This window comes from Pseudomonas sp. GNP012 (assembly GCF_054343835.1).
In genome coordinates, this window is sequence record NZ_JBTGUU010000001.1 from 6125290 (window position 1) to 6146242 (window position 20953).

The window sequence follows — 20953 nt, forward strand, 5'->3', positions numbered from 1 at the left end:
TGCGCAGTCTGTCGGCTCAGGACGTTTGGGTCGTTGCGCGATTCTGCTGGTCACGCTGGGCGACCCAGTGTTCGATCAATTCACGCAGTTGTGACAGTTCGACCGGTTTGGCCATGTGTCCGTCCATACCGGCCTGGCGCGCACGCTCTTTGTGTTCGGCCAGAATGTGGGCGGTCAATGCCACCACGGGGGTGCGGACCCGCTGGTTGCCGACTTCCCAGGCGCGCAATTGCTGGGTGGCCGAGAAGCCGTCGAGGATCGGCATTTCGCAGTCCATCAGGACCAGGTCGTAACGCTGGGCTTTCATCGCCTGCAAGGCTTCTTCGCCGTTGCAGGCGGTATCCGGTTGCAGGTTGAGCTTGCTCAGCATGCCGCGGATCACCTTGGTCGAAATGCTGTTGTCTTCGGCCACCAGAATGCGGAAATCGCTGGGGACCTTGACCGGCGGGGGCGGGCCGCTTGGCAGTGATTGCGTGACGACCAGGCCTTTGTTGCGTTGGGTCAGTTCGTCGGCCAGGGTGGTCTTGAGGGTGTAGCCGGCCACCGGTTTGGCGAGGATGCGCTTGATGCCGGAGTTGCGCGCAATGATCTTGCTCGGCGCATTGCTGATGCCGGTGAGCATGATCAGCAGGATGTCATGGTTCAGGCTCGGGTCTTCCTTGATCTTGGCCGCCAGTTGCATGCCGGTCATGCCGGGCATGTTCTGGTCCAGCAGGACCACATCGAAGTAATCGCGCAAATGCGCCTTGGTGCGCAGCAGTGCCAGCGCTTCCTTGCCGGAAGGCGCGGCGCTGACGTTAAGGCCCCAGGCGCTGCATTGCTGCACCAGCACCTTGCGACAGGTGTCGTTGTCGTCCACCACCAATACCCGTGCACCTTGCAGCGGGCCATCGAGGTCAGAGGTCGGGTGCTCGAGTCGATCCGGATCCAGCGGCAGGGTCAGCCACAGGGTGCTGCCCTGGTTGCTGCCACTCTTGATTCCGAACTCCCCTTGCATCAAGCGTATCAGTTGCCGGGCAATCACCAGGCCCAGGTTGCCGCCCAGGTGGGTGGCCGACAGAAAATGCCGGCTGTGCAGTTCGGCGTGCATCAGGGCGTCGCGCTCTTCGGCGTCCATCGGCTCACCGCTGTCCTGCACGGCGATACGCAGGCGCGGTTTGGTGTTGCGCTCGTCGAGCGCCACGACGATCAGGACTTCGCCTTCATCGGTTTTTTTCAGGGCGTTTTCGAGCAGGCTCAACAGGGTCTGGCGCAGGCGTGTCGGGTCACCGCTGATCACTCTAGGCACTTGCGGCTGGATGAAGCTGATCAACTCGACGTTTTGCTGCTCGGCCTTGGCGCGGAAAATGCTCAGGCAGTCTTCGATCAGTGCGTTGAGGTCGAACTGCACATCGTCCAGTTCGATCTGCCCGGACTCGAGTTTGGAAATGTCGAGAATTTCGTTGATCAGTGTCAGCAGCTCGTTGCCGGCGCTGTGGATCGTCTGCACATAGTCGCGTTGCTTGACCGAAAGCGGTGTGCCCAACAGCAGCTCGGTCATGCCGAGAACACCGTTCATCGGGGTGCGGATTTCATGGCTGATCTTCGCCAGGAACTCGGCCTTGGCGTTGATCTCGGCATTGCTGGCCGCCAGGTCGCGGCTGATGCTGAAACGGTCTTCGGTGATGCGGCGCTGGCGCTCGCTCAACGCGATGCTCATCAGCAGGCCGCTGATGCAGATGAATACCAGCAAGGTGGTGATCAGGCCATGGGGTTCGAGCAGGGTCAGCCCCAACAGCGCAGGCAGAATGACCAGGGTCCCGAGGTTGAATACCACCATGGCCGCCACGAAGAGACGGGCCGGGCGATAGCCTTTTTGCCAGTGATAGGCGCTGATGAACAGCATGGTCAGGCCAGCCAGGGCTACCAGGCCGTAGGTAATGAAGTTCAGCGGCAAGGTATTGACGAACAGCAGCATCAGGCCGCAGGCGGTGATCAGCAGGACTTCGCCGAGCAGTAACCGGTTCAGCGGGTGTGGCCCGAGCGGGGAGAAGAAGCGATAGGCAAGCATCAGGCCGCAGGGCGCCGTCAGCAGTAATGTCAGGTAAGCCCCCGGCGTCTGCAGTGCGGGCCAGTCCGGTAGCCAGGGGCCGGCGAGGTTCAGCAGCAACAGCAGGCTGAGCATCAGCAGTCCTTCACACGCTGCCAGCCAGAGGGCGCTGTGCGAGCGGGTGTAGGCGTAGCGGATGAGGTTGTGCAGGATCAGCATGGCGATGCAACCGAACAGCAGGCCATAGATCAGCGTCTGGTTCTGGTTGGCAGCCGCGATGACCGCCGATTGCAGGGTGATGTAGGGTCGTAACTGGTGGTCGGAGGCCAGTCGCAGGTAGACGTCCAGTGGGCTGTCGCTTTGTGGCAGGGGCAGCATGAAGTCGCTGCTGGGCAATGGACGCTCGGATTGGGGTTGTTCGTTGCCCGTGCTGGATTGGTCGATCAGCTTGTCGCCGTCCAGTACGTACATGTTGAACTGGCGCAGATCAGGCGCGAACAATCGCAGCACCTGTTCGTGCTTGCCCGGTGCAAGCTTGAATCGCAACCATAGCGCTCCATCGGGTTCAGCCGCGGTAATGCGGTCGAGTTCGATGGGGCTGAATTGATTGGTGTAGCGTGCGGAACGGATGTCGCTCAGTTGCAGATCGCCCTGTTCGTCGAGCAATACCGCCCAGCCACTGCCTTGCGCGGCCTGGGCCGGTAGCATGCAGAGCAGGGTCAGCAATGTGACGGTTAAGCTTATGGCAATCCTGAGCCAGCGCACGGCGAAATCCCTTCGATAGGTTGATGCCAGAGTATAACGATGCGCGGCGCCGGAATAGCCAGGCAATGAACCGTGTTCATTGCCTGGCGCGGTGTCTACCTTATTCCTGGCTTTCGCCACGCTCGCGGGCAATGGCGCGGTAGCCAATGTCCTTGCGATAGAAACAACCTTCCCAGTCAATCGTTGCCGCCAGCTTGTAGGCCTGCTGCTGTGCAGCGTCGACGCTGGCACCCATGGCGGTGGCGCACAACACACGACCACCGGCGGTTACTACCTGACCGTCCTTGAGCGCCGTACCGGCGTGGAAAACCTTGCCTTCCAGTGCGGCGGCAGCATCCAGACCCTTTATGGCTGTGCCCTTGGCATAGTCACCAGGATAGCCGCCAGCGGCCAGAACGATGCCAACGCTCGGACGTGGATCCCATTGCGCTTCCACTTTGTCCAGCGCCTGGGCCAGGGCGGCTTCAACCAGCAACACCAGGCTCGACTGCAGGCGCAGCATCACCGGTTGGGTTTCAGGGTCGCCGAAACGGCAGTTGAATTCGATGACTTTTGGGTTACCAGCCTTGTCGATCATCAGGCCGGCGTACAGGAAGCCAGTGTAGACGTTGCCTTCCTCGGCCATGCCGCGCACGGTCGGCCAGATCACCAGGTCCATGACGCGCTTGTGCACGTCGGCGGTGACCACTGGCGCCGGGGAGTAAGCACCCATGCCGCCGGTGTTCGGACCGGTGTCGCCGTCGCCGACGCGTTTGTGGTCCTGGCTGGTGGCCATTGGCAGCACGTTCTTGCCGTCGACCATGACGATGAAGCTGGCTTCTTCGCCGTCCAGGAACTCTTCGATGACCACACGCGAACCCGCATCGCCAAAGGCATTGCCCGCCAGCATATCGCGCACGGCGTCTTCGGCTTCGGCCAGGGTCATGGCGACGATCACGCCTTTACCGGCGGCCAGGCCGTCGGCCTTGATCACGATCGGAGCGCCTTTTTCACGCAGGTAGGCGAGGGCCGGCTCGATTTCCGTGAAGTTCTGGTAGTCGGCAGTCGGGATCTTGTGGCGAGCCAGGAAGTCTTTGGTGAAGGCTTTCGAACCTTCCAGCTGCGCAGCGCCAGCGGTCGGGCCGAAGCAGTCGAGGCCGCGGCTGCGGAACAGGTCTACAACACCGGCAACCAGCGGCACTTCAGGGCCGACGATGGTCAGGGAAACGTTTTTCTCGGCAAAGTCTGCCAGTTGCTCAAGCGCCAGTACGTCGATGGCGACGTTCTCGCACTTGGCTTCGATGGCGGTACCGGCGTTGCCCGGCGCCACGAACACTTTCTGCACGCGCGGATCCTGAGCCACTTTCCAGGCCAGGGCGTGTTCACGGCCACCGCTGCCAATGATCAAAACATTCATTTCAAAAACCTCGGATGACGCTAATTCTTGATAGCACCGCTGGGATGCTCTTATGTGGGAGCGGGCTTGCTCGCGAAAGCGGTGTTTCAGTCACATCAATATTGAATGTGCCGCCGTCTTCGCGAGCAAGCCCGCTCCCACAGTTGATCGTTGTATCAGTGACGGAAGTGGCGCATGCCGGTGAATACCATCGCGATGCCGGCTTCGTCGGCCGCAGCAATCACTTCAGCATCACGCATTGAGCCGCCTGGCTGGATCACGGCAGTCACGCCCGCCTTGGCCGCATTGTCCAGACCGTCGCGGAACGGGAAGAATGCGTCGGAAGCCATCACCGAACCGGCTACCTGCAAGCCGGCATGTTCTGCCTTGATGGCAGCAATGCGCGCCGAGTTCACGCGGCTCATCTGGCCGGCGCCGACACCGATGGTCTGGCGATTCTTGGCGTAGACGATGGCGTTGGACTTCACGTACTTGGCGACTTTCCAGGCGAAGATCAGGTCGTTGATTTCCTGTTCGGTCGGTGCGCGCTTGGTCACCACTTTCAGGTCGTCGGCGCCGATCATGCCGATGTCGCGGCTCTGCACCAGCAGGCCACCGTTGACGCGTTTGTAGTCCCAGGCAGCGGCGCGGTCAGCCGACCACTCGCCACAGGCCAGCAGGCGTACGTTGGCTTTTGCGGCGACAATGGCGCGGGCTTCTTCGCTGACGCTCGGAGCAATGATCACTTCGACGAACTGGCGCTCGACGATGGCCTTGGCGGTCTCGGCGTCCAGTTCGCGGTTGAAGGCGATGATGCCGCCGAAAGCGGATTCGGTGTCGGTGGCGTAGGCCAGATCGTAGGCCTTGCGGATGCCGCCTTCGGCGTCAGGGCTGACAGCGACGCCGCACGGGTTGGCGTGCTTGACGATCACGCAAGCCGGCTTGACGAAGCTCTTCACGCATTCCAGCGCGGCGTCGGTGTCGGCCACGTTGTTGTACGACAGTTCCTTGCCTTGCAGCTGGGTCGCGGTGGCGATGCCGACTTCGGCAGGCTTGGCTTCCACGTAGAACGCCGCGCTCTGGTGCGGGTTCTCGCCGTAGCGCATTTCCTGGGCCTTGATGAACTGGCTGTTGAAAGTGCGCGGGAATTCGCTGCGGCCTTCTGTGCTCAGGGTGTCGGCCGCCTGGTTCACGGTGCCCATGTAGTTGGCGATCATGCCGTCGTAGGCGGCGGTGTGTTCGAACGCCTTGAGCATCAGGTCGAAGCGCTGAGCGTAGGTCAGGCCGCCGGCCTTGAGGTTTTCAAGGACGCTGGCGTAATCGCTGGCATTGACCACGATCGCTACGTCTTTATGGTTTTTCGCGGCCGAACGAACCATGGTCGGGCCGCCGATGTCGATGTTCTCGATGGCGGTCGGCAGGTCGCAGCCTGGCTTGTTGATGGTGGCTTCGAACGGGTACAGGTTGACTGCGACCAGGTCGATCGGCTTGATGCCGTGTTCGTTCATGATCGCGTCGTCGATACCGCGACGACCGAGGATCCCGCCGTGGATTTTCGGGTGCAGGGTTTTCACCCGGCCGTCCATCATTTCGGCGAAACCGGTGTAATCCGCGACTTCCACTGCGGCAACGCCGTTGTCCTGCAGCAGCTTGAACGTCCCGCCGGTGGAGAGGATCTCGACGCCCAGGGCTTCAAGCTCCTTGGCGAATTCGAGGATCCCGGTCTTGTCGGAAACGCTGATCAAGGCGCGGCGGATCGGCAGGCGGGTAGTCTGGTCGGTCATCTCAATTTCCATCAAAAGCAAAGGAAGTCAGCAAAAAAGGCGACCGGTTTTACGCGGGCGCCTTTCTGGTTTGATTGAATGCTTACAGCAAATCGTACTGCTTGAGTTTCTTGCGCAGCGTGCCCCGGTTCAGTCCGAGCATCTCGCTGGCCTTGGTCTGGTTGCCCTTGACGTAGTTCATCACGCATTCGAGCAGGGGAGCCTCGACTTCGGAGAGCACCAGGTTGTACACATCAGTGACGGCAGCGCCCTCAAGGTGGGCGAAATAATTGTGCAGCGCCTTCTCGACACTCCCGCGAAGGGTCTGGCCCTCTTCGCTCGGTGTATTGAGGTGCTGTTTCAAATTCACGTTGTCGCTCACGGGTGTTGTTCCACTCACTAAAGTCTCGGTCATCATCGTCATGCGGCCACCCACTCTCCGTCCCCTGTCAGGCTCTTGTAACGCTCGGCGAAAAACGCCCGAACGTTGGCGCATTGTGTATCCGTACCATCCAAACGATTGAAGTGGGCGCGAAACTCCCTGGCGCCCGGCAGGGTTGCGAGATACCAGCCCACATGCTTTCGAGCAATGCGTACACCCATGACATCGCCATAGAAGGCGTGCAGGGCAGCCAGATGCTCTAGCAGGATGCGTTCCACCTCGATCAGTTCCAGCGCCGGGAGTTTCTCGCCGGTACGCAGGAAGTGGTCGATCTCGCGAAAAATCCATGGCCGCCCCTGGGCAGCCCGGCCAATCAACAAACCATCGGCACCGGTCGCGTCGAGCACGTACCGGGCTTTTTCCGGTGAATCGATATCGCCGTTGGCGAAGACCGGAATCGACACCGCCTGCTTGATCGCGGCAATGGTGTCGTACTCGGCAACACCTGTGTACAGGTCGGCACGGGTGCGGCCATGCACTGCCAGCGCCGTAATGCCTGCCTGCTCGGCGATCTTCGCCACCGTCAGGCCGTTCTTGTTGTCCCGGTCCCAGCCGGTCCGGATCTTCAGGGTAACCGGCACATCGACCGCAGCCACGACGGCCTGCAGGATCTCGGTTACCAGGGTTTCATCCTTCAGCAGTGCAGAACCGGCAGCCTTGTTGCAGACTTTCTTGGCCGGGCAGCCCATGTTGATATCAATAATCTGCGCGCCCATTTCAACGTTGGCACGGGCAGCGTCCGCCAGCATCTGCGCGTCCCCACCGGCGATCTGTACCGAGCGTGGCTCGGGATCACCTGTGTGGATCATGCGCATTCGCGACTTGCGGGTGTTCCACAAACTCATGTCGCTGGTGACCATTTCCGAGACGACCAGTCCCGCGCCCAAGCGCTTGCACAGCTGACGAAAGGGCTGGTCGGTGACACCCGCCATGGGGGCGAGAATCAAGCTGTTATGCAATGTGTATGGGCCGATGCGTACCGCCGACATAGGACTTCCCTGTTGTGGGGCCGGATCATGAGAGTTCGAAAAAGGGTGGGCATGATACCCGCTCTCGATGACTGGATAAAGGCTGAATTGAACAAAATCTGAACAGTTATTCTGTTATTCCCCGTGGTTTGGTTGGCCAGGGGGAGTCAGAAAGCCGACTTCAATCGGGGAGCGATGAAGCGTTTCACTCCGGAGAGTGGAAGCTCAGACTGTAGTTCACGGCCTTGGCGCCGGGGTCGAGAATGTCCAGGGCGATGTGGATCGGCGTCTGCGGAGGCATTTCCGCCATGCCTTCGAGATCGCCATTGAGGTACTCGCCGGGTTTGAAGCGGCGACTGGCGATCAGGTGGCCATTGAGGTCGGCGAAGCGCAGTTCCAGCAGCGGGAAGGGCTGGGAAAAGGTTGCGCGGTTATAGATGATCGCATCGACCACCAGCGCGCCATTGAATTCAGGATGGCTGCGCACCACCAGGTTGCTGCTTTTGATTTTTGCAATGTCGACTTTGGAGGGCACCGTGCAGCCGATTTGCGGGCACAGTTGCTGGAACCACGGGCGATATTGATCCTGTCTCGCCAGTTCGTCGAAATGGTAGGCGATGTACTGGCCGGCGAGCGCGCCAGCGGCAATCAGCACCAGCAGCAACCACAACAGCCGTCGGCCCCAGGGCGAGCGGCGTTTTTGCCAGTCCAGTTGCAGCGGGTCGTCGGTCAGGTCTTGCAGCACTTCGGCACGCGGGCCCGTCTCGCTGCGTTCGCGTCGCTTGCGCAGCGGTTCGATCGAGGGCAGGTTGTCGTCGATTTCGTTCTCGTCGGCGGCCGACAGGCGTTCGTGGTGCAGCGGCGCATCGAGTGGGTCATGCAAGCGCAACTGGGGTGGCTGCAGTTCGTCGTCGAGATCGACCGGTTCCAGGGATAGCGAAGGTTCGGTGCGCGAGACTTTGCCCGGTTCAACCGTCGGCTCTGGCAATTCAGGGTGGTCTAACGGTTCGTCGACTTGCGCGCGATCGGCCGCCGACTCACTGAACAGGCTGTCGGGCCAGGGCTCCTCGTCATCCTGCCTGGTGCTGTCGCGACGGGCGCTCAGCGAGTCGTCGCGATGGCGGCCGAGCTCGGTGGCTGGCTGGATTTCCCGCTGTTCGAGCCGGGCGAGTTCTTCGTCGAGGTCGAGACTGTCCAGGTCCAGTTCAGTCGCGCTCCATTGCTTTTGGCTGATGGCGCGTGGTGCCGATGGCTCGAGCGGTTCGGCAGGCTGCACAGGCGGTAACGGCGCCGCTACCGGTGGTTCCTTGCCGGCCTGCTCAAGCAATTGCCTGGCGGCATTGAACACCTGCAGGCAGGAGCCGCAGCGAACCACGCCGCGAGCCACGCTCAATTGGGCATGGCTGACGCGGAAGCTGGTTTGGCAATGCGGGCATTGAGTGACGAAGCTATCGGTCATGCGGCATTCCGGATTATGCAGGCGGCCATTCTAGCGCCGACGGCCAGTGATGCGCACCCAGCCATCGCGATTGGCGATCGGATCCAGATCGAAGTCCTTGGCGTAGGCGGCAGCGACTTCGTCACCCTGTTCGGCGAGGATGCCCGACAGCGCCAGGCGACCGCCCGACTTGACCAGGCCGGACAGCTGCGGCGCCAGGGAAACCAGCGGGCCGGCGAGAATGTTGGCCACCAGCACGTCGGCCTGCACCTGCGGCAGGTCCTGCGGCAGGTACAGCGGGAACAGGTGTTCGGCGATGTTGTTGCGCCCGGCGTTGTCGCGGGAGGCTTCCAGCGCCTGCACGTCGATGTCGGTGCCCACGGCTTCCCTGGCGCCCAGCAACAGCGCGGCGATCGCCAGGATCCCCGAGCCGCAGCCGAAGTCCAGCACGTTGCAGTCTTTCAGGTCCTGACCGTCGAGCCATTCCAGGCACAGTGCGGTGGTCGGGTGGGTCCCGGTGCCGAACGCCAGGCCCGGATCAAGCAACAGGTTCACTGCGTCAGGTTCCGGCGCGGCGTGCCAGCTCGGCACGATCCACAGGCGCTGGCCGAAGCGCATTGGCTGGAATCCGTCCATCCAGCTGCGTTCCCAATCCTGGTCTTCGATGACTTCGCTGTGGTGTTCAGGCAGCGGGCTGCCGGTCAGCAGCTCCAGGTGGGCCAGTACCGGGCCGGGCTCGGTGCCACCTTCGAACAGGGCCAGCAGGTGCGTGTGCGACCACAGCGGCGTGGTATTGAGTTCCGGCTCGAAGATCGGCTGGTCTTCGGCGTCCATGAAGGTCACCGACACGGCTCCCACTTCAAGGAAAGCGTCTTCATAGGTTTCGGCTTGTTCTGGGCTGATGGCGAGACGTACTTGCAGCCAAGGCATGGCGGGCACCTTTGAAAAATGTTGATTGCAGCCAGGCGGGCTGCGAGAAGGGCGCAAGTTTACGCGAGAGCGGGGCTTTTGTGGGAGTCCGCTGTGCCTGTGGGAGCGGGCTTACTCGCGAATGCGTACTGTCTGTCACATTGATGTTGGATGTGCCGACGTCTTCGCGGGCAAGCCCGCTCCCACAGGGATTGTGCAAAGCCACCTATCTGATGAAATGTCCAGATACAACAAAGCCGCCCAGAGGCGGCTTTGTCATGTGCCAGCTAAAGCTTAGTGCTTCTCGCCAGCCAGCTTGTGCTCGAGGTAGTGAATGTTCACGCCCCCTTTGCAGAAGCCTTCATCGCGGGTCAGGTCGCGGTGCAACGGGATGTTGGTCTTGATCCCGTCAACCACGATCTCGTCCAGCGCATTGCGCATGCGCGCCATGGCTTCGTCACGGGTTGCGCCGTAGGTGATCAGCTTGCCGATCAACGAATCGTAGTTCGGCGGAACGGCATAACCACTGTACAGGTGCGAGTCGACGCGAACGCCGTTGCCGCCTGGAGCGTGGAAATGCTTGACCGTGCCAGGGCTCGGCATGAAGGTTTTCGGGTCTTCGGCGTTGATCCGGCATTCCAGCGCGTGACCGCGGATGACCACGTCATCCTGGGTGAACGACAGCTTGTTGCCGGCGGCGATGCTGAGCATCTCCTTGACGATGTCGATACCGGTGACCATTTCCGAAACCGGGTGCTCTACCTGGACACGAGTGTTCATCTCGATGAAGTAGAAACGACCGTTTTCGTACAGGAACTCGAAAGTGCCTGCGCCACGGTAGCCGATGTCGATGCACGCCTTGACGCAGCGTGCGAGTACTTCCTGGCGTGCGTTTTCGTCAATGCCCGGTGCCGGCGCTTCTTCAAGAACCTTCTGGTGACGACGTTGTAGCGAGCAATCGCGGTCGCCCAGATGGATAGCCTGGCCCTGGCCATCGGAAAGAACCTGGACTTCCACGTGCCGTGGGTTGGTCAGGAATTTTTCCAGATAGACCATCGGGTTGCCGAACGCCGCGCCTGCTTCGGAGCGGGTCAGTTTCGCCGAGGAAATCAGGTCTTCTTCCTTGTGCACAACGCGCATGCCGCGACCACCGCCGCCGCCAGCGGCCTTGATGATCACCGGGTAACCCACTTCGCGACCAATGCGCAGAGCGGTTTCTTCGTCTTCCGGCAGCGGGCCGTCAGAACCCGGAACGGTCGGTACGCCAGCTGCGATCATGGCGTGCTTGGCCGATACCTTGTCGCCCATCAGGCGAATGGTTTCGGCTTTCGGGCCAATGAACGCGAAGCCGGATTTCTCGACCTGTTCGGCGAAGTCGGCGTTTTCCGCAAGGAAGCCGTAGCCCGGGTGAATGGCGGTGGCGCCAGTCACTTCGGCTGCGGCAATGATTGCCGGAATGTGCAGGTAGGAGTGGGCGGCCGATGCCGGACCGATGCAGACGGATTCGTCTGCCAGGCCCAGGTGCATCAGTTCCTTGTCGGCCTTGGAGTAAACGGCGACGGTCTTGATGCCCATCTCTTTGCAGGCGCGCAGGATCCGCAGGGCGATCTCACCGCGGTTGGCGATCAGAACTTTTTCCAACTTCGCAGTCATCAAAGGCTCTCCGCGGTTCAAACGATGGTGAACAGCGGTTGGTCGTACTCAACCGGCTGGCCGTCTTCGACGAGGATGGATTCGATCACACCGCTGGTTTCAGCTTCGATGTGGTTCATCATCTTCATGGCTTCAACGATGCACAGGGTGTCGCCTTTCTTCACGGTCTGGCCGACTTCAACGAAGGACGGCGAGGTTGGCGAAGACTTGCGGTAGAACGTACCTACCATCGGCGAACGGGCAACGGTGCCGTTCAGCGCTGGTGCGGCGGCGGCAGCAGGTGCGGCAGCGGCAGCCGGAGCAGCGGCAGCGACAGGCGCGGCAGCCGGAGCAGGCATTGGAGCCGGCGCGTAGTACTGCTGAGCCGGGGTCTTGCTATGACGGCTGATGCGTACGGACTCTTCGCCTTCCTTGATCTCGAGCTCGTCGATGCCGGACTCTTCCAGCAATTCGATCAGTTTCTTAACTTTACGGATATCCATGAATCATCAACTCCCAAGGGTCGGTCAGGGGCGGTTAACTTGTTGTTCAAGTTGTTCCAGGGCGGCCTCCAGGGCCAGTCGATAACCGCTGGCGCCAAGGCCGCAGATCACTCCCACCGCTACGTCGGAGAAGTAAGAGTGATGGCGGAAAGGTTCGCGTTTGTGCACGTTCGACAAATGCACTTCGATGAATGGGATGCTCACCGCCAGCAGCGCGTCACGTAATGCGACACTTGTATGTGTAAAAGCTGCCGGGTTGATCAAAATGAAGTCCACGCCTTCGCTGCGGGCAGCGTGAATACGGTCGATCAATTCGTACTCGGCATTGCTTTGCAGGTGCAGCAGATGGTGACCGGATTCGCGGGCACGGCGTTCCAGGTCCTGGTTGATCTGCGCCAGCGTCGTGGCGCCGTAGGTGCCCGGTTCACGAGTGCCGAGCAAGTTCAGGTTGGGTCCGTGCAGAACCAGTAGGGTCGCCATCGGCTGTTCCTTTATTTTCCGTGAGCAATTGTCAGAACCCGGCGACTATGCCGCAAAGCCTTTGTGACTGTCCAGTTCTCTGCAATAGGCAGCACGATGACCGATGTTTGCGCGAAATATATGACTGCTTGATTAAATGCGGTCATTCGCCCTGGTAACACGTTCGGCGAAGTCCCTGGCGTTGATCTCGCCGATCACCCGCACATCGGCGCGTTCGACGCCGTCCTTGCCGAAAAACATCAGGGCCGGGGGGCCGAACAACTGGTAGCGGTCGAGCAAGGCGCGTTGCTCGGCGTTGCTGGCGGTGATGTCGAAGCGGATCAGCCGGTAACCCTTCAGGCGTTCGATGACGACAGGGTCGTCCAGCACCTCACGCTCGATGACTTTGCAGCTGATGCACCAGTCGGCATACCAGTCGAGCAGCAGCGGTGTGCCGGAGGCGCGTGCGTCGGCGAGAGCGCGGTCCAGATCGGCTGGCGTGCTGACGGTTTGCCAGGCGCTGGTGTTTTGCATGGCGCCGCCGTTGGCAACGATACGGGGCTGGCCTATCGGGTTGAACGGGTCGGTCTGGCCGCTGAACGCGCCGTACCAGCAGGCCAGCGCGTAAAACACCAGGAACATGCCGAGCAACTGTCCGAGACGTTTGCGTGGTGGTTTATAGACGAATTCCAGCGCCCCCATGAACAGGCCGACACCGCCGGCCAGCAAACCGATCAGCAGCAAGGTGACCTGGCCCGGCAGGACGCGACTGAGCAGGCCGACGGCCAACCCGAGCAATAGCACACCAATCGCGTTTTTCACGTAGACCAGCCAAGGACCGCTTTTTGGCAACCAGGCTGCGCCACCGGTGGCCACCAGCAACAGCGGTGCCCCCATGCCGAGGCCGAGCATGAACAGTTTCAGGCTGCCGCCCAGCGCATCGCCACTGGCGCTGATGTACAGCAACGCGCCGGCCAGTGGTGCCGAAACACAGGGTGAAACCAGCAAGCTGGAGACCACGCCCAACACCGCGGCGCCCCACAGTGACCCGCCTTCGGTGCGACCGGCGATGCGGTCCAGGCGACTGCTGATGGCCTGCGGCAGCTTAAGTTCGAAGACGCCGAACATCGCCAGCGCGAACAGCGCAAAAAACATCGCAAAAGGCACTAGCACCCAGGCCGATTGCAGCCGCGCCTGCAGATTGAGCTGGGCACCGAACAGGCCCATCAGCGCGCCGAGCAGGGCAAAGCACGCGGCCATCGGCAGCACATAGGCCAGTGACAGATTGAAGCCGCGCCAGCCGCCGACCTGGCCACGCAGCACTACCCCGGACAGGATCGGCAGCATGGGCAGCACGCAGGGTGTAAAGGTCAGGCCCAGGCCCGCGAGGAAAAACAATGCCAGTTCGCGCCAGCTCCATTGAGAAGCCGTCGTCGTCGCGCCGCTGCCGTCGATGCTCAGGCGCTCGGTCTCCGGCGGATAGCACAGGCCTTTGTCGGCGCAACCCTGATACGTCACGGCCAGGGTGAAGGCCCGCTGATCGGTGCGCGGTAGTTCGACGTCGAGAATGCCGTGGTAGACCTCGACGTCGCCGAAGTACTCGTCGTGCTTTTTCTGGCCATCGGGCAGTTTCGCCGCGCCGAGCACGACTTCGGCCGGATCGGCGCGAAACTGGAAGCGGTGACGGTAGAGGTAATAGCCTTCAGTGGCGACGAAGCGCAGCTTGATCGATTGCGGCGTGCTTTCTACCAGGCTCAACTGGAAGGCTTCGCGCACGGGCAGGAAGTCGGCGCTGTTGTTGATCGAGCCCAAGGTCGAGCTTGGACGATTTTCCAGCAAGCCGGTGGCGCTGGCCGGCAGGGCGAATACTAAAAGCAGCAGGCAGAGCAAACGGCGCATGACAATCTCGCGTATCGGAATAGGGGGGATGATAGCGGACAGCGGCGGGGTGTGCAGGCTGGGAATCTGTGGTGATTGATCTGGCGCCTTCGCGAGCAAGCCCGCTCCCACAGGGGGGCGTCGTGCACAAATCAATGTGGGAGCGGGCTTGCCCGCGATGGCGGCCTATCAGACGCGGAAGGCTTGAACGGCGGTGTGCAATCGCCCACCCAGCACCAGCAGGTTCTCCCCCTGCTCACGACCTTCGCCAATGCGCAGCAAGTTATCCCCACCCAACTGATGAATCCGCTCGCTGTGATCACGAATCTCGCTGACCGCGCCGCTTTGCTGGGCGGTGACATCGGCGATGCGCACCGCCGTGTCGGAAATGGTCTGGATCGCCCCGACGATTTTATCCAGCGCGCCGTCGGCGGCCTGGGCCTGGCTGGCCGTGGCTTCGGCGTGTTCGACCTGAGCACGCATGCCTTCCACCGACTGCCGCGCGGCGGTTTGCAGCCCGGCGATCAGCGTCTGGATTTCTGCCGTGGCCCCGGCGGTCCGTTGCGCCAGTGAGCGCACCTCTTCCGCCACTACGGCAAAGCCGCGGCCCATTTCCCCGGCCCGGGCCGCCTCGATGGCAGCGTTCAAGGCCAGCAGATTGGTCTGGTCGGCGATCGAGCGGATCACCGTCAACACGCCGCCGATGGTGGCCGACTCCTCGGCCAGGTGTTCGATCATTTGCGCATTGCCTTGCACTTCATCCACCAGCGCGTGCAGGCCGGTGAGGCTCAGGCCGATGACTTTCTGTCCGTGCTCCACGGCCAGGCCGGCGTGGCGGCTGGCGTCGGCGGCCTGGCTGGCATCGCCGGCGACTTGCTGAATGGTCGCTTCCAGTTCGCTGAGAGAGTCGCGGATCAGCGCCGTGTCGCCGGCCTGATGTTCTGCTCCGTCATGCAAATCATTGCTCAGGTCGGCCAGGGTGCGGCTGCTGCCGGCCACTTGCTCTGCATTGAGGCGGATGGTCCCTACCAGGTCCACCAGGTAAGCGCGCAGGCGGTTGAGCGAGGCTTCAATGTCATGCAGTTCGCGGTTGGTGTTGCCCAGTTGAATGTCGCGGCTGAAGTCACCTTCGGCCCAGGTCGACAGGGCCGGGGCGAGGTTGGTCAGGGTCCGGGCCAGTTTGCGTTGCAAGGTGTCGATCAGCAGCGCGATCAACAGAATCAAGCCGATCATCACGCCTTGCATCAGCCGTACTTCACCCTGGATCTGCCCGTGCTGGGCGCGTACCACCGGCTCCAGCCCGGCGATGGCCTGTTGCACGTCGGCGATTTTCAGGTGAGTCGCGGTGCTCAGGTCAGCGCGTTTGCCGATTTGATCGCGGGTACGTGCGAGCTCGGCCGGGTAGCGGGTAAGCAGGCTGTTGAGTTCACGCTTTAGGCCGACGCCGGCATCTTCGGCGACGGTTTTTTCCTGGTTCTCAAGGCCCATCATCGCGGCGAAATCATCGGTGTTCGATTCGCTGCTGGAGGTCACCCCCAGCAAGGGCAGGGCATCGAGTTTTTCTGCCTGGGTGCGGATGTTGGTCACTTCGCGTTCGACGTCGGCGGCCAGTTCGCTGCGGCCGCTACTGACCAGTTTGTCCCGCGCCAGGGACAACTTGCCCAGGTGCTGCGATGCGATGAGCAGCGGCGTCAGATAGGCGGCATTGCCACTGGCGTACTGGCTGAGCTGATCGAGACTGGCACTCAGCTCCCGTTCGGCCTGCAGCAGCAGGGCCTGCGGATCGCCGGCCAGTTTGCCGGCTGCCAGCAGGTCGGTTTTGCTGAACTCTTCAAGGGTCGACAGGCTCGGACGCAAGGTCTCGGCCAGGGCGGGTGGCAATTCGCCGAGCTGTTTTTGCAGGCTGTCGATGCCTTGGGCGGCACTGCTCAGGCGCAGGGCATCGCCGCTGTCAAGGTAATCCTCGACGCTGCGGGCGACTTCATTCTGAAACTGCTGCGACAGGCCCAGGTAGCGCGCCATTAATAGATACGGACGCTCAAGGGCTTTTTGCGACCACCACAGCGTGGCGCCGAGGGCCACGCACACAGCCACCAAAAGGAGGGTATTGAGATTGGTCAGCAGCTTCAGGCGCATTAAGGACTACCAACGGCAGAAATGGTAAGCGCCTGAAGTTATTGCGTTTCTGTTACAGGGTTATGACCGTGTCGGTCGAATCCGATGAAAAAGTGGCACTTTGCTTTTATGTGCGGGCGGCCTGCACGCGATTGCGTCCGCCGCCCTTGGCGCGGTACAGCGCCTCGTCTGCCAGGCTGGCCATCATCAGGCTGTCAGAGCTTTCGCATAACTCCACCACCCCGGCGCTGAAGGTGCACCACAGGTCCTGGGGTTGAGCGGGGTAGTGAATCTCGGCAAAACGCTGGCGGATTTCATCGAGCACGTTGTAGGCCGCTTCGATATCGGTGTCCGGCATGACGATGGCGAATTCTTCGCCACCGTAGCGGCCGATGAAGTCGGTTTTGCGCAGGCGTTGCTTGAGAAACAGCGCCAGGCTCTTGATCACCCGGTCGCCCATGGGGTGGCCGTGGCTGTCGTTGACCCGTTTGAAATGGTCGATGTCGAGCATGGCAAAGCTCAGTGGCTTGTTCTCGCGACGGGCGCGGAACGAGCAGTCTTCGAGCAATTGCAGGATGTGCGTGTGGTTGTACAGGCCGGTGAGGCTGTCGCGGACCATCCGTGCCTTGAGGTTGCGGGCCCTTGCTGCGCGGTTGCGCACGGTGGTGATCAGGTGCCGGGGCTTGATCGGTTTGGTCAGGAAGTCATCGCCGCCCTCGCTCATGGCGTCGAGTTGCTTGTCCAGGTCGTCTTCGGCCGACAGGTAAATGATTGGCACGCTGACATAACGGTCGTTGTGACGGATCACCTTGGCCAGTTCCGTACCGGTGCAGGCCGGCATGTACATGTCGAGGATGATCAGGTCCGGCTGGAAGTCCGCCAGTTCGGCCATGGCCTGGATCGGCTCGATCAACGTCCGGGTGACGATCCCGGCACTGTTGAGCAGGCGCTCGGTGTGCAGGGCCTGGGCGCGGGAGTCGTCGATGATCAACACTTTATAAGGTTCGTACTGGGCGACGCAGGTCAGGACTTCGATTTTCTCCAGCAGGCTCGACGCTTCGAGGGTGCCGGTGAGGAACTCCTGGCCTCCGGCCCGCACGGCGGCGAGGCGGGTAGGTGTGTCGGTTTCGTGCAGGCTGAAGAACAGCAGTGGCAAGCGATGGTCCAGGCCTTCCTGGGCTTCGGCGGCCAGCTTCAGGCCGACGCCGGGGCCGCTGAAATCCACGTCCATGACAATCGCCGCCGGCAAGCGCTCGACCATCGACGAGCGAAACGCGTCTACGCTGTCCAGGGACTGGGCGCTGAGCCCGAAGAATTCCAGTTGTTTGGCCAGGCGCTCGGCGCGGTCGTGATCCTGCAGCATTACATAGATGGGCTTGCGCAGTGGCGGCAGGAAGGTTTGATCGAGTTGGTCGCCATGGCGCAGGCCGGTGCGTGACAGGCGCTGCATCAAGCGGTTGAGGTCGGTGATCAGACCGCTGCTCAGGCGTCCGCGGTTGGCGTCGACCGCCTCCAGGGATTGACCGATATGACGCGCCAGTTGCGTGTGTTCCGTTTGCTCGAAGCGCTCGGCGAAACGCAGCAGGCGCAGATTGGCCTCGCTCAGTTCCGACAGGTCGGCGGTGGACCACTCGCTGCGTTGCAGGCGCTGCCATATCTCAAGAATCTGACGAGCCTGATGAATTACCCGCTGGGCAAAGTGGTGCTTGAGGCGCTCGCGGCTGGGGTCTTCTGGCTCGGTCATATCCTGACTACTAGTTAGGGTGCACACTGAGGTCGACTGGTGGCTCTATGCTAGCATCACTTTTCCATTACATGAGTGCTGTACGTCAATAATCTGCAATGCAACCTCATTCAGTTTGTGACCGATCAGTCTGGTTTGGCCCTTTAAAGTCGCGGTGTGCGGGGGTGAAACGCTTTATTCAGGGCACTTGGTGGGCGTGGCGCGGTAATTGAAATGTGACTGGCATTTGGAGATTCATGATTTTCCAGCCTCTGCGCAGTGGCCCTTTTTTTCGGTTTCGGGGGGTAGGGGATTCCCTTAGGCGGTAGTTCAGGGCATTAGCCGGATTTTGAAGGTCGTAGCGTCGTCGGGAGACCAGGAACACTTTTCATCCACAAGCCCGGTAATTTTCCGCATCGGTGCATTGGCGGGTGCCGGGCCAAGGCACGTTGTTGTATGGTTGTGGTCGAACCGTTGAACTCAAGAGATTTAAAGGATATCGCCATGCTGGACTGGAAGAACCGCACAGGCAGTGCGCCTGAACGTACTGCTGAACCGAAGTCGGAGGCCCGCAGTTACCTGGGCGGTCTGTTGTTCAGCCGGGCGCTGGCCACTCTGCTGGGCATCTACCTGTTGGTGGCGTGTGTCCTGGGCTGGTACTGGAGCCAGGAGCCGGCACTTTTCCCGGTCCAGCAAACCGCACAACTGGCGGCCGAGAAAGAAGGCAAGCAGATGGTCGTCGGCTACACCACGGTGGAAACCCTCAAGACCGTCGCCGGCACCTTGCTGACCAAGCCAGGCGGCTATATATCCAACGACCGTTTCCCGCCAGGCCTGTGGATGGACAACATGCCGAGCTGGGAATATGGCGTGCTGGTGCAGGTCCGCGACCTGAGCCGGGCCTTGCGCAAAGATTTCGCCCGTTCGCAGTCGCAGTCCGCCGAAGACGCCGACCTGGCCAAGGCCGAGCCGCGTTTCAACTTCGACAACAAGAGTTGGGTGCTGCCGTCCAGTGAGTCCGAGTACCAGGAAGGCATCAACTCCCTGAGCCGCTATCAGGCGCGCCTGTCCGATCCGAGCCAGAAGAGCGCGCTGTTCTATGCCCGTGCCGACAACCTGAACAACTGGCTGGGTGATGTCGGTACCCGCCTGGGTTCGCTGTCGCAACGGCTGTCGGCCAGTGTGGGTCGGGTCAAGCTCAACACTGCGCTGAAGACCGAGGTAGTGACACCGGGTGTGGCGCCGCAAGTCGACGAGGAAATCGTCGAAACTCCATGGCTGCAGATCGACAACGTGTTCTACGAAGCCCGCGGCCAGGCCTGGGCGCTGTCGCACCTGTTGCGCGCCATCGAAGTCGACTTCGCCGATGTACTGGCCAAGAAAAACGCCACGGTCAGCGTGCGCCAGATCATTCGTGAGCTGGAGGCTTCGCAGGAGCCGGTATGGAGCCCGATGATCCTTAACGGCAGTGGCTTCGGCGTACTGGCCAACCACTCGCTGGTCATGGCCAACTACATTTCCCGGGCCAACGCGGCGGTGATCGATTTGCGTCAACTGCTCAATCAGGGCTGAGTCATGGTCGAAAACACCAGGGAAGCCGCGCACCGTGCGGCTTCCGATGCCGAACAGATCGCCTGGGTCGACGAGCAGGACAACCTGCTCGGCGCCCTGGTCCGTTCCGATTTGCGCAAGCGCGGGCTGATCGGGCGCGGTACCTACATTATGTTGTTCAATTCCGCTGGCGAGTTGTGCGTGCATCGCCGCACCCTGAGCAAGGCGATCTATCCCGGTTACTGGGACGTGGCAGCGGGGGGCATGGTGCTCGCCACTGAGACCTACGCCGAATCGGCAGCCCGTGAACTGGAAGAAGAACTGGGCGTGAGTGGGGTGGAGCTGACCGCCCATGACCATTTCTTCTTCGAGGACACTGGCAATCGCCTGTGGTGCTCGGCGTTCTCGGCGGTGTGGGACGGCCCGTTGACCCTGCAACCGGAAGAGGTACTCGAAGCACGCTTTATCTCCATCGATCAGGTCATGCTGGAGATCAAGCAAAAGCCTTATTGCCCGGACTCTCTGGCAGCGTTGACGCGCTATCTGAAGGCTCAATAAAGCAACGTCGCAAAACAACTATAAATTGGCGCCGATTGGCTCTTAGCAATCGGCGTTTTTGCCGTTACACTGCGCGACCTTTTTAAACTGTAACGGTATCGCTGGTTGTTGCTGTAGGAGCGAGCCTGCTCGCGATGGATGTCAACGATTACGCGGGCATCCAGAATGAACGCGTCGCCTTTGAGTTCATCGCCAGCAAGCTCGCTCCCACAGTGAAGTGAATGTTGTACCGTTTCAGTAGCGCTGCCCCTGCCTGAGTGGGGCTTCGCGGTCGATAGCCTTCCCAAGTGCTGCGACCAGTCTTTGTCCTCCGAAGAGGATTGCCGGTGGCCAAAAAAGCCGCATCCTTCGCCGCCTTGGGCGGCCTGGTATTTTCCACCGACGCAGGTCGTCATTGCCCGGAATGCAGTAAACCGGTGGACGCCTGCATCTGCAAACAGACCGTTATCCCGGCCGGCGACGGCATTGCGCGCGTGCGTCGCGAAAGCAAGGGCCGTGGCGGCAAGACGGTGACCACCATCACCGGCGTGCCATTGGCTGAAGATGCGCTCAAGGAACTGGCCACGACGTTGAAGAAGCGTTGCGGTACCGGTGGGGCGTTGAAAGACGGTGTCATCGAAATCCAGGGCGATCATGTCGAGCTACTCTTGGCAGAACTGATCAAGCTCGGTTTCAAGGCGAAGAAGTCCGGCGGCTAGCAGCCTCTGTGAAAACCACCCTCGGCTTGATCCGGTCCTGATGGCATTCAGGCCTGGCGCCGTCCACATGGTTTTCACAGAGCCTGTTCATGACCGGTTTCTAAACTCACTGCGGTCGGCGGGGTCTATTGCCTCGTTGACGAACCG

The 20953-nt window shown here is 61.3% G+C and carries 16 protein-coding genes; 3 read left to right on the top strand and 13 right to left on the bottom strand.

Features of this window, described 5'->3' with window-relative positions; all coding sequences use genetic code 11:
* Nucleotides 1-16: 16 nt before the first annotated feature.
* From ACXX83_RS27650 to gcbA, 13 genes are all read right to left on the bottom strand, one after another.
* Nucleotides 17-2794, bottom strand: coding sequence for a hybrid sensor histidine kinase/response regulator (locus ACXX83_RS27650; RefSeq protein ID WP_458550118.1), 2778 nt, complete (start codon nucleotides 2792-2794; stop codon nucleotides 17-19).
* Nucleotides 2795-2894: 100 nt separating this feature from the next.
* On the bottom strand, nucleotides 2895-4190 hold the full coding sequence (gene purD, locus ACXX83_RS27655) for a phosphoribosylamine--glycine ligase (protein WP_095964762.1): 1296 nt from the start codon (nucleotides 4188-4190) through the stop codon (nucleotides 2895-2897).
* A gap of 155 nt (nucleotides 4191-4345) precedes the next feature.
* Nucleotides 4346-5953: a bifunctional phosphoribosylaminoimidazolecarboxamide formyltransferase/IMP cyclohydrolase gene (purH, locus tag ACXX83_RS27660; protein WP_015093300.1), complete on the bottom strand. Its 1608-nt coding sequence runs from the start codon at nucleotides 5951-5953 to the stop codon at nucleotides 4346-4348.
* 82 nt (nucleotides 5954-6035) lie between these two features.
* A complete protein-coding gene (fis, locus tag ACXX83_RS27665; RefSeq protein ID WP_015093301.1) occupies nucleotides 6036-6356 on the bottom strand; it encodes a DNA-binding transcriptional regulator Fis in 321 nt (106 codons plus the stop codon).
* Nucleotides 6353-7363, bottom strand: a complete 1011-nt coding sequence (dusB, locus tag ACXX83_RS27670; protein ID WP_015093302.1) for a tRNA dihydrouridine synthase DusB — start codon at nucleotides 7361-7363, stop codon at nucleotides 6353-6355. The genes fis and dusB overlap by 4 nt, the downstream gene beginning before the upstream one ends.
* 184 nt (nucleotides 7364-7547) lie before the next feature.
* Nucleotides 7548-8801, bottom strand: a complete 1254-nt coding sequence (locus ACXX83_RS27675; RefSeq protein ID WP_458550119.1) for a DUF3426 domain-containing protein — start codon at nucleotides 8799-8801, stop codon at nucleotides 7548-7550.
* Between the two features lie 30 nt (nucleotides 8802-8831).
* Nucleotides 8832-9710, bottom strand: a complete 879-nt coding sequence (gene prmA, locus ACXX83_RS27680) for a 50S ribosomal protein L11 methyltransferase (RefSeq protein WP_015093304.1) — start codon at nucleotides 9708-9710, stop codon at nucleotides 8832-8834.
* A 273-nt stretch (nucleotides 9711-9983) separates the two neighbouring features.
* A complete protein-coding gene (gene accC, locus ACXX83_RS27685; RefSeq protein ID WP_095964765.1) occupies nucleotides 9984-11342 on the bottom strand; it encodes an acetyl-CoA carboxylase biotin carboxylase subunit in 1359 nt (452 codons plus the stop codon).
* Between the two features lie 17 nt (nucleotides 11343-11359).
* Nucleotides 11360-11824 (bottom strand): acetyl-CoA carboxylase biotin carboxyl carrier protein, encoded by a 465-nt coding sequence (gene accB / locus ACXX83_RS27690; protein WP_007971363.1) that lies wholly within the window; start codon nucleotides 11822-11824, stop codon nucleotides 11360-11362.
* Nucleotides 11825-11848: 24 nt separating this feature from the next.
* Nucleotides 11849-12304 carry a type II 3-dehydroquinate dehydratase gene (gene aroQ, locus ACXX83_RS27695; RefSeq protein WP_217837075.1) on the bottom strand — a complete coding sequence of 152 codons (456 nt, stop codon included), beginning with the start codon at nucleotides 12302-12304 and terminating at the stop codon, nucleotides 11849-11851.
* Between the two features lie 132 nt (nucleotides 12305-12436).
* Complete coding sequence (locus tag ACXX83_RS27700; protein ID WP_458550120.1) at nucleotides 12437-14182, bottom strand: protein-disulfide reductase DsbD; 1746 nt, start codon at nucleotides 14180-14182, stop codon at nucleotides 12437-12439.
* 168 nt (nucleotides 14183-14350) lie between these two features.
* Nucleotides 14351-16297, bottom strand: coding sequence for a methyl-accepting chemotaxis protein (locus ACXX83_RS27705; RefSeq protein ID WP_458550121.1), 1947 nt, complete (start codon nucleotides 16295-16297; stop codon nucleotides 14351-14353).
* A gap of 106 nt (nucleotides 16298-16403) precedes the next feature.
* The gene (gene gcbA / locus ACXX83_RS27710; protein ID WP_458550122.1) at nucleotides 16404-18020 is read right to left on the bottom strand and encodes a diguanylate cyclase GcbA; all 1617 of its coding nucleotides are present in this window, start codon (nucleotides 18018-18020) and stop codon (nucleotides 16404-16406) included.
* Nucleotides 18021-18503: 483 nt separating this feature from the next.
* Here gcbA and ACXX83_RS27715 point away from each other — a divergent pair, with 483 nt between their 5' ends.
* The 3 genes from ACXX83_RS27715 to ACXX83_RS27725 all read left to right on the top strand — a co-directional run bounded on the left by ACXX83_RS27715 (nucleotide 18504) and on the right by ACXX83_RS27725 (nucleotide 20806).
* Complete coding sequence (locus ACXX83_RS27715) at nucleotides 18504-19571, top strand: DUF2333 family protein (RefSeq protein WP_217837079.1); 1068 nt, start codon at nucleotides 18504-18506, stop codon at nucleotides 19569-19571.
* Nucleotides 19572-19574: 3 nt separating this feature from the next.
* A complete protein-coding gene (locus ACXX83_RS27720) occupies nucleotides 19575-20108 on the top strand; it encodes an NUDIX hydrolase (protein WP_458550123.1) in 534 nt (177 codons plus the stop codon).
* 326 nt (nucleotides 20109-20434) lie between these two features.
* Complete coding sequence (locus ACXX83_RS27725) at nucleotides 20435-20806, top strand: translation initiation factor Sui1 (protein WP_007991289.1); 372 nt, start codon at nucleotides 20435-20437, stop codon at nucleotides 20804-20806.
* The last annotated feature ends 147 nt before the right edge of the window (nucleotides 20807-20953 follow it).

What these genes read in the sequence shown, in the direction of transcription:
- purD (WP_095964762.1), bottom strand. Translation starts at nt 4,190, where the DNA reads ATGAATGTTTTGATCATTGGCAGCGGTGGCCGTGAACACGCCCTGGCC.
- purH (WP_015093300.1), bottom strand. Translation starts at nt 5,953, where the DNA reads ATGACCGACCAGACTACCCGCCTGCCGATCCGCCGCGCCTTGATCAGC.
- fis (WP_015093301.1), bottom strand. Translation starts at nt 6,356, where the DNA reads ATGACGATGATGACCGAGACTTTAGTGAGTGGAACAACACCCGTGAGC.
- dusB (WP_015093302.1), bottom strand. Translation starts at nt 7,363, where the DNA reads ATGTCGGCGGTACGCATCGGCCCATACACATTGCATAACAGCTTGATT.
- ACXX83_RS27675 (WP_458550119.1), bottom strand. Translation starts at nt 8,801, where the DNA reads ATGACCGATAGCTTCGTCACTCAATGCCCGCATTGCCAAACCAGCTTC.
- prmA (WP_015093304.1), bottom strand. Translation starts at nt 9,710, where the DNA reads ATGCCTTGGCTGCAAGTACGTCTCGCCATCAGCCCAGAACAAGCCGAA.
- accC (WP_095964765.1), bottom strand. Translation starts at nt 11,342, where the DNA reads ATGACTGCGAAGTTGGAAAAAGTTCTGATCGCCAACCGCGGTGAGATC.
- accB (WP_007971363.1), bottom strand. Translation starts at nt 11,824, where the DNA reads ATGGATATCCGTAAAGTTAAGAAACTGATCGAATTGCTGGAAGAGTCC.
- aroQ (WP_217837075.1), bottom strand. Translation starts at nt 12,304, where the DNA reads ATGGCGACCCTACTGGTTCTGCACGGACCCAACCTGAACTTGCTCGGC.
- ACXX83_RS27700 (WP_458550120.1), bottom strand. Translation starts at nt 14,182, where the DNA reads ATGCGCCGTTTGCTCTGCCTGCTGCTTTTAGTATTCGCCCTGCCGGCC.
- ACXX83_RS27705 (WP_458550121.1), bottom strand. Translation starts at nt 16,297, where the DNA reads ATGCGCCTGAAGCTGCTGACCAATCTCAATACCCTCCTTTTGGTGGCT.
- gcbA (WP_458550122.1), bottom strand. Translation starts at nt 18,020, where the DNA reads ATGACCGAGCCAGAAGACCCCAGCCGCGAGCGCCTCAAGCACCACTTT.
- ACXX83_RS27715 (WP_217837079.1), top strand. Translation starts at nt 18,504, where the DNA reads ATGCTGGACTGGAAGAACCGCACAGGCAGTGCGCCTGAACGTACTGCT.
- ACXX83_RS27720 (WP_458550123.1), top strand. Translation starts at nt 19,575, where the DNA reads ATGGTCGAAAACACCAGGGAAGCCGCGCACCGTGCGGCTTCCGATGCC.